The sequence below is a fragment of the Pseudochelatococcus lubricantis genome, assembly GCF_042432495.1.
Taxonomy (GTDB): Bacteria; Pseudomonadota; Alphaproteobacteria; order Rhizobiales; family Beijerinckiaceae; genus Pseudochelatococcus; species Pseudochelatococcus lubricantis.
The window spans coordinates 190,383-203,741 of sequence record NZ_JBHLXC010000024.1 but is presented as its reverse complement, the minus strand read 5'-3'; the positions used below and the strand labels follow the sequence as shown (position 1 = coordinate 203,741).

Here is a 13,359-nt window from a genome sequence, read left to right as displayed (position 1 = left end):
CGCGCCCGCTCAGGCCCCTGATCTGTTTCATTGCCGGTTTGTACGGCAGCAGGGGCAGAGCCGGCAAGCAAGCTTTTCGGGGGCGGTGCCGCGCCCTGGCGGTTTTCTTCCATGCGGACATTGCCGACGCCGGCATGGTGCCTCCCCGGATCGCGGCGTGAGAATCGTCACATTCCGGCCGGGCGCCATGACGGATCGGGCGCGGCAACTCGTCCGATTGTTGCGAGATGTAACAGTTCGGATTATGCAGAACCGACCGACTTCCACCGCGCACCAAGGTGCCGCTCCCTTTCAGGACACTGCTGCATGGCCCGCGATTCATCCGACCCTACGCCGATTGAGTCGCGCCACGAGCTTGTCGAGTTCATCGCCAGAGGATGCCGCCCGGCGGACGAATGGCGGCTCGGCACCGAACACGAGAAGATTCCCTTCTACCGCAACGGCCACGGCCCGGTTCCCTACGCGGGCGACAACGGCATCCGCGCGCTGCTCGACGGGCTCGCGCGGCGCACGGGATGGGAGCCGATCACCGAAGGCGACATGCCGATCGGCCTGTTCGATCCGGTGGGCGGCGGCGCGATCTCGCTGGAGCCGGGCGGGCAGTTCGAACTCTCGGGCGCGCCGCTGCGGACCGTTCATGAAACGCGGGCGGAACTGGAGAGCCATCTCGCCGACGTGAAGGCGGTCGCCGAGCCGCTCGGCATCGCTTTCCTCACGCTCGGCATGAGTCCGCTGTGGACGCGGGGCGAGACGCCGGTCATGCCCAAGGGGCGCTACCGCATCATGTCCGCCTACATGCCGAAGGTCGGGCAACTCGGCCTCGACATGATGTTCCGCACCGCGACCGTGCAGGTCAACCTCGATTTCGGCAGCGAGGCGGACATGGTGCGGAAGCTGCGCGTCAGCCTCGCCCTGCAGCCGCTGGCCACGGCGCTCTTCGCCAACTCGCCGTTCACGGAAGGGCGGCCGAACGGCTTTCTCTCCGCCCGCTCCAACATCTGGCGCGATACGGACGCCGACCGCACCGGCATGCTCGCCTTCGCCTTCGAGGACGGCATGGGCTTCGAGCGCTATGTCGACTGGATGCTCGACGTGCCGACCTATTTCGTCAAGCGCGGCGATACCTATCATGATGTCGCGGGCCGCTCGTTCCGCGACCTGCTGGAAGGCCGCATGCCCGGCCTGGAGGGAGAGCGCGCCACGCTGTCGGACTGGGCGAATCACCTGTCGACGGTGTTCCCCGAAGTGCGGCTGAAGCAATTCCTGGAAATGCGCGGCTCCGACGCCGGGCCGGTGCCGATGCTGCTCGCCGAGCCCGCCCTGTGGGCGGGGCTGCTCTACGACCGCAACGCGCTCGACGCGGCGTGGGACATCGTGCGCGGCTGGAGCGCGGAGGAACGCCAGGCCTTGCGCGACGCCGCGCCGGTGCAGGGGCTCGCCGCGACGATTCGGGGACGCTCGTTGCGCGACATCGGCCGCGAGGTACTGGTGCTTGCGCGCGCGGGCCTGAAGGCGCGCGCCTTCCGCGACGATGCGGGAGAGGACGAGACGCGCTACCTCGACCCGCTCGACGCTATCCTTGCGCGCGGGCGTACGCAGGCCGAGGATTTGCTCGTCCTGTGGGAAGGGCAGTGGGGACGTTCCGTGGAGCCGGCGTTCGGGAAATGCGTGTTCTGATAACGATGGGGTAGCCTTCAGGAGAATATGTTCTCGGGAGGGCTGCGATCATTCACCGCCGGGGTACATATAGGAAAAACTGTACTTTCATTCGTGGAATTGGATATTTGAGAAATAATTTCAAGTAATAATTTAATTAAGAAAATTTAAAAACTATAATTTTAGTTAACGAATAAATTCGTCGGCATTATATTATTTTATGTTGGTTTGAATGTTTATGGCATAAGTATTAATGCGATGTGGCTTTTTACGTGCCGTGTCCCCTGTTCCGGTCAGCCGTTTGGTCATAGGGTGGGGCCCGATGGTATGACGCTGCGCTCAAGGAAATCGGCACGGTAACGCTGCTCTGCTTACCGGGAACGGTTCCGTGTCTGCTTGACTTTTTCGATGCGATACTCCGGCCCGCGGCACGGTCGAGTTTTGGTCCGGGTGGGGGTCCGCGGAAACATTATAATTGGATGGCGAGGCATATCTTTGCCGGGCTCGGGTGCAGCCTTCACATCTCGAAAGTATGCCGGCTTCATTCTCTCGGAAAAATAGCACCGGCGTCTCCCGTGAGCCCGCTACTGAAGCGCTCCTCGCCTATGGCGCCTCCCGGCGGTGCAGGAGGGCGCTTGATCTCGGCAGGCGCGTGGCTCTTTTCATGCCGGGAATAGAACATGAAAGGAAATAAAACGAAATTTAAATTCAATTTTAAAAATATAAAATAGACAGTCTTATTTATATATTGAATGGTGATGTGATATGTCTTCTGTTTCATATGAGAGTTTTTGCCGTTCCGCTGGTGTTTATATTGTGGATAAATACAGGGGAAAAATCCGGAATCTCAACGGTAGCTACGGTATGCTGTATGGCCGCCCCGATGGAGGGGTGAGCGTCCGGAGCGGATGTTCCGCATGGTACGGCCGGACGGTATCCTGGCTCCTGCCCTGCTGTAACGATGGCCGATTCAATCGACGAGAAAGGCAGGTTTTCGCCGAATCTGTGGAGTTGTTGGCGGATGACCACAAAAACAAGTTCACCGTAGAAGATGTATCCCTGACGGACAAAGGGCGTCTGGAAAACCTGCTCCGCTCCCTGCATGCATTCAGGAATAGTGACAGGCCCTTCTCTTCCTGGGAGGTGAGACGGCTTCTGGACGAGCTGGACGATTTTCGCAAGAAGCCCAATGTTGGCGGGGGAGGCGACGCCGATCTGCTGAACGGAGATGCCGTCGAGACTATCGAATCCGCTGCACTCACCCGAAATGCTGAACAGGCCAAAACCAAGCCCAAGGATATGAAGAGCGACAGGAAGCTTGAGCCCGGCAAAGCAAGGGTCACCTGGAAGGATTGCGAGACCCAGATCGAGCGGATGAAGAAGGATGTTGAAACATTTTGCTCAAAATTGCTGGATGACCTCATTCTTGTGAGGATTTTTTCTGGTATGAACGAATCTAAAGATAAGCTTAGCAATGAAATATACGGTATTGTCAATTATTTGAGAAGTTCGATTGAACGCTGCAGAAATTTATCTGAAGTGTGCAAGAAAAGCAGCAGGCCTCCAGGAGAGTTGGCGCTGCGGCTCAATAATATCGAGAACGATATCAACGCCTATATGGCGCAGTGCTCGCCGGGCACGCAGGACAACGCGCGCGAGGCGCTTCGCAATCTGCGTGAAGAGGCCCGGGAGGTGAGAGTCAATAAAGGCCTGCCGGAAGTGCCCTGCGACCCGAAACTGATGTATGCGTTGCCGCAGCTATCCGGCCCACAGCAGGAACGACGGGACGGCCTCCTGGAAGCCCTGACGGAAATTCGGAAGAAGAGAGAGGCCATCCTCGTCAACCGCCGTAGCCTCATTCTCGAAGCGAACCTGTGGGAGCGTTGGCAAAGCACCGGGTTTAAAGGTTATGTACACGAGGTGGCCCAGGATCGTGAGAGCAAGGCACGCGCCACGGCCCCCCGGGAGCCGAAACTGGAAATCCCCCTCGGGCAGCCGTCTCTTCGAACTGAGTCGGCGTTAGACGACGGCCAGGCTTAACCCGGCGTTCACCCTGTGTTGCGCGGGGCTCGTGCCGTTAACCTGCCGCTGAGGGTCCGGCGGCAGGATGGCGGCAAGGAGCTTCGCCATGCTGACATCCCTGAAAACCCTCACACGCGAGGAGCGCAGCGCCAGCGTCATGCGCTACGGCATGATCGCGCTCTTCGCCCTCATCGGCATCGGTCTCAATCTGGCGCTCATCGCCGAGACCCTGCCGCGCATCCTGTCGGCAGCCGGGGTGCCCGCCCCGTGACAAAAATGACGGATCGGCGGTATATTTCAGACGCATTCAGCTGAATCGTTGACATATTTGCCTGTTTGAGATCACCTCTCCATCGACGATCCTGTCGCCGGTGCTGCCGTGCCGGCATGCGCCGTTTCAGTGTTGTCGGGGGAATGATGGGCGTTTTCGAGAAAATCCTGCCGCTGGCCTCCCATGGCGACCAGCTTGTCGACCTGTGGAGCAACCATGCGGGCATCGGCCTGTGGGATGCGCAGCTTTATGAGGGCAATCCCGCCCACGCCAACAGCCGCTGGACATGGACAGGCGGATTTCGCCGGCTGCTCGGTTTCGAGACGGTGTCCGAGTTTCCCGACAGCATGAGCGCCTGGTCGGACCGGTTGCATCCGGACGACGCGGCACGGACCTTCGCGGCCTTTCAGGATGCGCTCGCCGGGCGCACGCGCAGTTACGAGGTGCTCAACCGCCTGAAGATGAAGGACGGCAGCTACCGCTGGTTCAAGGCCACGGGCGGCGTGGCGCGGGATGCGAAGGGCCGGGCGGTGCGGGCTTGCGGGTCGCTGATCGACATCCACGAGCAGATCGCGGCGGAGCAGAAGGCCGAGCATCATGCCGCGCGGCTCGATGAGCTGATCGCCCGGCTCGACAGTGAGATGAACGCCACCATCGGCACGGTGATGGAATCGATCGCCGCGGTGACGGCCATCGCGCGCCAGATATCGGAAGGGGCGCAGCGCGACATGCAGATGGCGAACACCATCGCCGTTGCGACAGGGCAGGCGGCCAGCGCCAGCCAGACGGTGGCCTCCGCCTCGGAACAGTTGTCGAGTTCCATTCAGGAGATCGCCCGCCAGATGGTCCATTCGCAGGAAGTGACGCGAGTCGCGGAGGCGGAGACGGCCAAGAGCGATGGCACGGTCAGGAACCTGGTCGAATCGGCCCAGAAGATCGGCGAGGTGGTGGCGCTGATCAGTTCCATCGCGGCGCAGACCAACCTGCTCGCGCTCAACGCCACCATCGAGGCGGCGCGGGCCGGCGAGGCGGGACGCGGCTTTGCCGTGGTGGCGTCCGAGGTCAAGAACCTCGCCTCCCAGACGGCGCGCGCAACCGAGGAAATTGCCCGCCACGTCAGTGATATCCAGACGGTGTCGGGGGCAACGGCGCAGGCTGTCGCGTCGATCGACCAGGTGGTTGAGGAACTCGGGCAGATCGCGACGTCCGTTTCCGCCGCCATCGAGGAACAGGAGGCGGCGACGCGCGAGATCGCCCGCAATGTGCAGGACGTGGCGCGGGGCTCCCAGCAGATATCGCGGGATATCGCCGGCATCGACAAGGGTGCCACGGAGGCGTTCGAGGGTATCGGGCGCGTGCTGGCCGCGGCCGGCAGCGTGAACGATCAGACCACGCTGCTCAAGCAGCGCATCGACACCTTCTTCGCCGACATTCGCAGCCGATAGACGACAGGCGCCAGCGCCTCCCAGGAAGCACCGGCGCGCGACAACGCGGCCCGCCGGGCCGCGTTTCTCACATGACGCCCAGTCCGCGCAAGCTGGCGTGGCCCTTGCGCCCCACGATGACATGATCGTGCACCGTGATGCCGAGCGGGCTGGCGATGTCGACGATCTCGCGCGTCATGCGGATATCGGCGGCGGAGGGCGCGGGGTCGCCCGAGGGATGGTTGTGGACCAGGATGAGGGCGCTCGCCGACAGCTCCAGCGCCCGCTTCACCACCTCGCGCGGATAGACCGGCGTATGGTCGACGGTGCCGCGCTGCTGCTCCTCGTCGGCGATGAGCTGGTTGCGCTTGTCGAGGAACAGCACGCGGAAGTGTTCCTTCGGCGCGAAGGCCATGGCGGTGCGGCAGTAATCCAGCACGGCGGTCCATGAATCGAGCACGGAGCGGCCGGCGATGGCGCCGCGCGTCAGGCGGCGGGCGGCAGCCTCGATGAGCTTCAGGTCGGTGACGGCGCCGGGGCCGATGCCGTCCGTCTCGCTCAAAAGGCGCTCCGGCGCGGTGAGCACTTCCGCGAAGCTGCCGAAACGGCGAATCAGATCCTTGGCAATGGGCTTGACGTCGCGGCGCGGGATGGCGCGGAACAGCACCAGCTCAAGCAGTTCATAATCGGCCAGCGCATCGGCGCCCGCCTCGCGGAAACGGGCGCGCAACCGGTCGCGATGGCCGTGAAAATGGGGCGTCTCGTCGGACGAAGCCGGCTCTGTCATGAGGCTGAGGTTCGCTGCTGGTTAAGGTCACGCGGACCTGAAGCGTGGTCCCGGACGCGGGCGCCGCCTTGAAATCAGGCAATCGCAAGAATCGGGGAATCACGGAACGTGATGCCGCCAGGACTGGCAGAATCACGTTCCGGCATATTGCGGCCTGCCGGCGCCTGCTGCCGATGCGCAGGAAGCGTGCTCAGGCATCCGCGGAAAACGGCGGATGGTGCAGCCCCGCCGGCGAGGTGGTGAACACCTCGCAGCCGGTTTCGGTCACGCCGACGGCGTGTTCGAACTGGGCAGTGAGCGAGCGGTCGCGCGTTACGGCAGTCCATCCGTCCGACAGCACCTTCACATGCGGGCGGCCGAGGTTGATCATCGGCTCGATGGTGAAGATCATGCCCTGTTGCAGCTTTGCGCCCTCGCCGCGCCTTCCGTAGTGCAGCACGCTCGGCGCTTCGTGGAAAGAGCGGCCGACGCCGTGGCCGCAGAAATCGCGCACGACAGAGCAGCGCTCGCCCTCCGCGTATTCCTGGATGGCGGCGCCGATGTCGCCGAGCGTCGCGCCGGGCTTCACCGCGGCGATGCCGCGCACGAGCGATTCGTAGGTGACTTCGACCAGCCGCTGGGCCTTGCGCGACACCTCGCCGATGAAGTACATCCGGCTTGAGTCGCCATACCAGCCGTCGACGATGAACGTCACGTCGACATTGACGATGTCGCCGTCGCGCAGCGGCTTGTCGTTCGGCTGGCCGTGGCACACGACATGGTTGATCGACGTGCAGCAGGTGTGGCGGAAGCCGCGGTAAAGCAACTGGGCGGGCAGGTAACCGTGTTCCTCGCCGTAGCTGGCGACGAGTTCATCGATTTGCGCGGTCGTGACGCCCGGTTTGATGAAATCCGTCAGGAGATCGAGGCACACGGCCGCCGCCTGACCCGCCTTGCGCATGCCGACGAAAGCGTCCGGACCGTAGATGATGATGTCGTTGGACCGGCGCGCAACGACGGCGGCATCGAATTCGTTCATAAGAGACCTGTTTCGGAACCTTGCATGATGATCCTTTCCAATCTAAGCGAGACGGCGCATCATGCAAGATATTCCCGTCGACCTTGCTGCGATGTTTGTGGGACTGGCCTACGGGCCGGGCGGGGTGTAATGATCGTTTCATGGTGACAGACGTGATCGCACAAGCCATGCCTACCGACGCGGCGCCTTTCGGTGCTTACGCGCCGTCACCGTTCGTGCGGTCGGCGCTCTCGCTGACAGGCAAGCTGCCGGATACGTGGGCCGGGCGGCGCTGCGCATTCTTCCTGCGCAATCTCGTGCTGCGCAGTCTCGCCGGCGCGCCGCTCGACATCGAGGCGCTGGGCGCGCGCATGCGCATCAAGCCCTACAACAACATTTCCGAGAAGAAGGTTCTGTTCACGCCGCAATTCTTCGACGCCGAGGAACTCGCGATACTGCGCAGCGCCATCACGGAGGATTTCGTGTTCCTCGACGTGGGCGCGAATGCGGGCTTCTATGCCCTGCACGCGGCGGCGCACGCCGGGCCGCGCGCGCGCATCCTCGCCATCGAGCCGCAACCGGAGATTTTCGAGCGGCTGGTGTGGAACATTGGCGTCAACCGCTTCGGCACAGTCAAGGCCATCGCCTGCGCGCTCGCCGACAGGGCGGGGGAGGTGACGCTGTTCCTCGATCCCTCCAACATCGGCGAGGCCAGCATCAAGATCGTCGGCTCCGCCAACGCGCCCACCCTGCGCGTGCCCGCGAGAACCATGCTCGACGTCATCCGCGACGAGCGCTTCGACCATGTGGACGCCATCAAGCTCGACGTGCAGGGGGCGGAGGACCTCATTCTGGAGCCGTTCCTCGCCATGGCGCCGCAAAGCCTGTGGCCACGCCTGCTCATTCTCGAAAACAGCGAGAGCCGCTGGCAGACCGATCTGCATGCGCTGCTGAAGCGCTACGGCTTCCGCGAGATCGCGCGCACGCGGCTCAATGCCGTTTACACACACGGCTGAAGATCAGGGAACGATCGGCACGGGATGGCTGACGGCGATGGCCGCCGGGGCGTCGGCGTTGCCGGGGTCGAGGTGGCAGGCGAGGGCCAGGGCCTCGACACCGCGCTCACGGGCGCGCGCGAACGCCTTCGCATAGAACGGGTCGATATCGGCGGCGAGCGTGAAGCGGTCGGCGGGCATCTGGATGACGAAGAGCATCACGGCGCGGTGGCCTGCCTCCACCATGTCGCCGAGTTCCTCCAGGTGGCGCGCGCCGCGCGCCGTGACGGAATCGGGAAACTCCGCAAGGCCGGGCTCGCGCATCAGGTGGACGTTCTTCACCTCCACGTAGCAGGCGGGTCTGTCCGGCGATTCGAGCAGGATATCGACGCGGCTCGCCTTGCCGTATCGCACCTCGCGCCGCAGCGCGCCATAGCCGGCGAGTTCGGGGACGGCGCCCTCCGCGATCGCTTCGGCTGCGATGCGGTTCGGATGCGCGGTGTTGATGCCGACGACATGCAGCCTGTCGCCAAACGCGGCTTCCACCATCTCCCACGACAATGGCAGCTTGCGCTTCACATTCGACGAGCGTGACAGCCAGACGCGGTTGCCCGGTGCCGTGAGGCCGGTCATCGCGCCCGGATTGGCGCAGTGGACGGTGACGATCTCGCCGGCCACCTCCACATCGGCCAGGAAGCGCTTGTAGCGCCGCACCAGCCTGCCTTCCACCAGAGGGACGTCGAAACGCATCCCGGCTCCGTCACGCTTCCGATGGCGCCTTGGCGTCGGAAGGCGTTTCGGCGGATGCTGACGTCGTGTCGGGGGCTTCCACCGGCTCCGCCTTCTTGCGCGGCCGGCGTGCGGCGGGCTTCTTGACCGCCGTTTCCGTTGCCGCCGCTTCGCCGGTTTCCTCGGCCACAACGGCCTTCTTGGTCCGGCGCACCGCCTTTTTTGGCGCGTCGTCGACGGCGGTCTCCGCGACCGCCTTTCTGCGCGCACGCGCCGGCTTTGCCGCGGGCGCCTCCGCCGCGACGGTTCCGGCGTCGGCGTCGGGCGCCGGCACTTCGGCGGCGGTCTCCGCGGAGGCGACCTTGCGGCGCGTGCGGGCCGGCTTCTTGACCGGCGCTGTCTCCGGCGCGTCGGGCGTAGCGTCCGCCACCACAGGCGTCTCGGCGGCGGTCTCCGTAACGGCGGCCTTGCGGCGCGTGCGGCGGGCCGGCTTCGCCGGCACCAGCTCCTCCGGCGCGGCATCGACCGGCGCTGCCTGCTCCGGCCCGGCGGGCTCCGCCAGCTGTTCCGGCACGGGCGCATCGGCCGGCACGGCCTCCGTCGTTTCCGCAAAGGCGGCGTCCGCGACGGCAGTCAAGGTCTCGCCCGCCGCTTCGAGGGCCGAAGCGGCGGCGGCTTCGGCGGTTTCCGGAACTGCTTCGGCGTCCGCCGCGACAGGCTGCGTTTCGTCCGCCGGCGGCGTGGTTTTCCCGTCGTCCGGCGTGCGGATGGCAATGGACTTCGCGCGGCGCGAGCGGCCGCGCCGCGCGGGCTTTTCACGGTCGGCGGTGTGTGCGACCGCTTCCTCGACGGCCTCTTCCGCGACGTCCTCGACGATCTCGAGTTCGTTCTCCCCGGCGGAGAAATTGTTATCGGACATGAGGGCGTCGAGGTTCACGGCCTGCAGCAGGAAGGCCGGGATGTGATCGCCGAAGCCCACGACCGGCAGGTCGTCGTCCTCGCGCCGGTGGCGGCTCTGGCGGTCGCCGGCGCGAATCGGCTCGTACTGGCGCACGGCCACGGCCCGCGTGCGCTCGCCGCGCTGGGCAGGCTCTCTCTCGCGCTGGGCAGGTTCCCTCTGCGCGGGCTCCCTCGGGGCTTGCGCTTCGCCGCGCGGGGCAGGGCGCCCGGACTGGCTGCCACGCCGCTCGCGCGTTTCACCGTCGCGCTTCGCGGCAGACCGCCCGCGCCCACGCCGGGAGTCGGGCTGGTCGAGTTCGGGATGCTCGGCGATGAGTTCCTCGATGTTCGGCCCCTCCCACTGGATTGGCTGGCCCGTCAGCGACTCGATGGCCGCGAGCGCCTTGGCGTCGTGGCTGGTCACGATGGTGGCGGCATGGCCCGAGCGCCCGGCGCGGCCGGTGCGGCCGATGCGGTGCACGTAGTCTTCCGCGTGGAACGGCACGTCGAAGTTGAAGACGTGGCTCACTTCGGGAATGTCGAGCCCGCGCGCGGCAACGTCGCTCGCCACCAGCAGCGTGGCGCCGCCACTGCGGAACTTGTCGAGCGCCTGCATGCGCGACATCTGGTCCATGTCGCCGTGCAGTGCGACCACATTGAAATGGTGGCGTTCGAGCGAGCGCAGCAGGATGGCCACATCGCGCTTGCGGTTGCAGAAGATGATGGCGTTCTGCAGGTCTTCTGCCCCCCTGATGAGGCGGCGCAGCACGGCGCGCTTGTCGTGCGCCTCCGCGCCCGAGGCCACCAACCGCTGGGTGATGGTGCTCGCGGTGGAGGAGGGGCGCGCGACCTCGATCTTCACCGGGTTGCTCAGGAACGTCTCCGTCAGCCGCTGGATTTCCGGCGGCATGGTGGCGGAGAAGAACAGCGTCTGGCGGGTGAAGGGCACCATCTTGCAGATGCGCTCGATGTCGGGAATGAAGCCCATGTCGAGCATGCGGTCGGCCTCGTCGATGACGAGCACCTCGATGCCGGTCAGCAGCAGCTTGCCGCGCTCGAAATGGTCGAGCAGGCGGCCCGGCGTCGCGATCAGCACGTCGGTGCCGCGCGTGATCTTCGCATCCTGATCGGCGAAGGAAACGCCGCCGATCAGCAGCGCCACCGACAGCTTGTGGCTGGCGCCGAGCTTGACGAAGCTTTCCTCCACCTGCGCGGCGAGTTCGCGCGTCGGCTCAAGGATGAGCGTGCGCGGCATGCGCGCCCGGGCGCGTCCCGTCTCCAGCAGGTTCAGCATCGGCAGCGTGAAGGCGGCCGTCTTGCCGGTGCCTGTCTGGGCGATGCCCAGCACGTCGCGCCGCGCCAGAGCATGGGGAATGGCTTGCGCCTGGATGGGGGTGGGGGAGGTGTAGCCGGCAGCCGCGACCGCCTGCAACACCTTTTCGCTCAGACCGAGTTCCGCAAACGACATCGTATTCCGCTAAAGATGCGCCGGAGAACGGAACCGTATGTCCCGAATGGCGACGCGGGGCCGCAAACGGCCCGTCCCTGGATGGGGAACACCCCGCATCCTCGTTGCGGAACATAGAAGTTTACGCTTTCTTGTCAACGAATACGCTGACATGTCATTCGCGCCGGGCGGGTTTAAGTCCGTTTTTTTCGTCGCTGATGACTTTGCATCACGCTTTCGTCGCGGCGGCGGCATCATCGCCGAACAGCAGCGCGCGTGTCGCGGCCTCCACATCCTCCTGCCGCATCAGGCTTTCGCCAACGAGGAACGTGTTGATTCCGGCGGCTTGCAGGCGAACGATGTCGGCGTGGGTGAAGATGCCGCTCTCCCCCACCAGGATGCGGTCGCCCGGCACGCGCGGCGCCAGCGCCTCGCTCACGGCGAGCGATGTCTCGAACGTGCGCAGGTTGCGGTTGTTGATGCCGACGAGCTTCGTGCCGAGGGCGAGCGCGCGGTCGAGTTCCGCCGCGTCATGCACCTCAACGAGCGTGTCCATCCCGAGATCGCGCGCGGTGTCGGCGAGTGCGCGGGCTGTGGCGTCGTCGACGCTCGCCAGGATTATCAGGATGCAGTCCGCGCCCCAGGCCCGCGCCTCGTAGACCTGATAGGGGTCGAACAGGAAGTCCTTGCGCAGGGCGGGCAGGCCGGACGCCTCGCGCGCCGCGCCGAGATAGGCCGGATCGCCCTGGAATGACGGACCGTCGGTGAGCACGGAAAGACAGGTCGCGCCGCCTTTCGCGTAGGCGCGGGCGAGGGCGGGCGGATCGAAGTCCGCCCGGATGAGGCCCTTCGAGGGGCTCGCCTTCTTGATCTCCGCGATGAGCGCCGGTCGCCCCTCGCCGAGATGGCGGGCGATCGCCGCCGCGAATCCGCGCGGGGCCGGGGCGTCCGCCGCGCGCCGCTCGATGGCGGCCTGCGGGATCGCCTCCTTCGCTGCGGCGATCTCGGCGCGCTTGTAGGCCTCGATATGGGCCAACACATCGGTAGCGGCGGTCATGCGGCGCTCCCGTCGTTGGAGACCGCGACGAGCTTGTCCAGCGTGGCGCGGGCCTTGCCCGAATCAAGCGCTGCGGCGGCGATTGCCGCACCCTCGCGCAGGTTCGCCGCCTTTTTCGCCACAACGAGCGCTGCTGCCGCGTTGAGCACGGAGATGTCGCGGTAGGGCGTCTTCTCGCCGGCGAGCACGGCCAGCAGCGCCTTCGCGTTGTGTTCGGGATCGCCGCCGCGCAGGTCTTCTGGCCGCGCCTGGGGAAGGCCCGCTTCCTCCGCCGTGACGGTGAAGCGGCGGATGCTGCCGTCCTCCAGCGCGACGACATCGGTGGGGGCTGCCGTCGACAGCTCGTCGAGGCCGTCGAGCCCATGCACGAGCCAGACCCGTTCCGAGCCCAGCGAGCGGAGCACCTCGGCGAGCGGCGCGAGCAGCGAGGAGGAGTAGGTGCCGAGCACCTGCCGCCTGGCGCCGGCCGGGTTGGACAGCGGGCCGATGATGTTGAACAGCGTGCGCGTGCCAAGCTCCACCCGGACGGGGCCGACGTGGCGCATCGAGGCGTGATGGTTGGGCGCGAACATGAACCCGACGCCGGCCTCGCGGACGGCGCGGGCGATGTTGGCGGGATCGTTGCTGAGGTTGACGCCGAGCGCCACCAGCACATCCGCCGCGCCGGACTTCGACGAGGCCGCGCGGTTGCCGTGCTTGGCGACCGGCACGCCCGCCGCCGCCGTGATGATGGCCGCCAGCGTGGAGACATTGTAGCTGCCGGAGTTGTCGCCACCGGTGCCGACGATATCGACGGCATCGGCGGGCGCTTCCACGCGCAGCATGCGCGAGCGCAGCGCCTCCACCGCGCCGGCGATCTCGTCCACGCTTTCGCCGCGCACGCGCAGCGCCATCAGGAAACCTCCGCCCTGCGCGGGCGTCACCTCGCCGGAGAGCATGGTGTCGAAGGCCGCGCGCGCCTCTTCACGGTTCAGCGAAGCGCCGGTGGCGACCTTGGCGATGAAGGGCTTGAAAGCATCCATGGAACAGGTTCCC

Annotated in this window: 9 protein-coding genes and 3 pseudogenes; 6 read left to right on the top strand and 6 right to left on the bottom strand. The window is 65.6% G+C overall.

What is annotated here, in order from left to right:
• Positions 1–306 precede the first annotated feature (306 nt).
• The 5 genes and pseudogenes from ACFFJ7_RS20125 to ACFFJ7_RS20995 all read left to right on the top strand — a co-directional run.
• Entirely contained in the window at positions 307–1,677 is a 1,371-nt protein-coding gene (locus ACFFJ7_RS20125; protein ID WP_377594795.1) for a glutamate--cysteine ligase, read from the top strand.
• A gap of 744 nt (positions 1,678–2,421) precedes the next feature.
• Positions 2,422–3,696, top strand: coding sequence for a hypothetical protein (locus ACFFJ7_RS20120; RefSeq protein ID WP_377594793.1), 1,275 nt, complete (start codon positions 2,422–2,424; stop codon positions 3,694–3,696).
• Positions 3,697–3,784: 88 nt separating this feature from the next.
• The gene (locus tag ACFFJ7_RS20115; protein ID WP_166954986.1) at positions 3,785–3,949 is read left to right on the top strand and encodes a hypothetical protein; all 165 of its coding nucleotides are present in this window, start codon (positions 3,785–3,787) and stop codon (positions 3,947–3,949) included.
• 116 nt (positions 3,950–4,065) lie between these two features.
• Positions 4,066–4,524, top strand: a pseudogene (locus tag ACFFJ7_RS21000) (PAS domain-containing protein); the annotation flags it as partial.
• Between the two features lie 339 nt (positions 4,525–4,863).
• Positions 4,864–5,239: pseudogene (locus ACFFJ7_RS20995) on the top strand (methyl-accepting chemotaxis protein); the annotation flags it as partial.
• A 222-nt stretch (positions 5,240–5,461) separates the two neighbouring features.
• Here the strand turns inward: ACFFJ7_RS20995 and radC are convergent.
• On the bottom strand, positions 5,462–6,160 hold the full coding sequence (gene radC, locus ACFFJ7_RS20105) for a RadC family protein (RefSeq protein ID WP_166955002.1): 699 nt from the start codon (positions 6,158–6,160) through the stop codon (positions 5,462–5,464).
• A 190-nt stretch (positions 6,161–6,350) separates the two neighbouring features.
• On the bottom strand, positions 6,351–7,178 hold the full coding sequence (gene map / locus ACFFJ7_RS20100) for a type I methionyl aminopeptidase (RefSeq protein WP_166955006.1): 828 nt from the start codon (positions 7,176–7,178) through the stop codon (positions 6,351–6,353).
• A 140-nt stretch (positions 7,179–7,318) separates the two neighbouring features.
• Between map and ACFFJ7_RS20095 the strand changes: the two genes are divergently transcribed.
• Positions 7,319–8,173: an FkbM family methyltransferase gene (locus ACFFJ7_RS20095; RefSeq protein WP_246225401.1), complete on the top strand. Its 855-nt coding sequence runs from the start codon at positions 7,319–7,321 to the stop codon at positions 8,171–8,173.
• A gap of 3 nt (positions 8,174–8,176) precedes the next feature.
• On the opposite strand, the gene sfsA is transcribed toward ACFFJ7_RS20095, so the two are convergent.
• From sfsA to trpD, 4 genes and pseudogenes are all read right to left on the bottom strand, one after another.
• A complete protein-coding gene (gene sfsA, locus ACFFJ7_RS20090; RefSeq protein WP_377594786.1) occupies positions 8,177–8,902 on the bottom strand; it encodes a DNA/RNA nuclease SfsA in 726 nt (241 codons plus the stop codon).
• A gap of 919 nt (positions 8,903–9,821) precedes the next feature.
• Positions 9,822–11,288, bottom strand: a pseudogene (locus tag ACFFJ7_RS20085) (DEAD/DEAH box helicase); the annotation flags it as partial.
• 208 nt (positions 11,289–11,496) lie between these two features.
• Positions 11,497–12,324 carry an indole-3-glycerol phosphate synthase TrpC gene (gene trpC, locus ACFFJ7_RS20080; RefSeq protein ID WP_377594784.1) on the bottom strand — a complete coding sequence of 276 codons (828 nt, stop codon included), beginning with the start codon at positions 12,322–12,324 and terminating at the stop codon, positions 11,497–11,499.
• Positions 12,321–13,346: an anthranilate phosphoribosyltransferase gene (gene trpD, locus ACFFJ7_RS20075; protein WP_166955022.1), complete on the bottom strand. Its 1,026-nt coding sequence runs from the start codon at positions 13,344–13,346 to the stop codon at positions 12,321–12,323. The genes trpC and trpD overlap by 4 nt, the downstream gene beginning before the upstream one ends.
• Positions 13,347–13,359 lie beyond the last annotated feature (13 nt).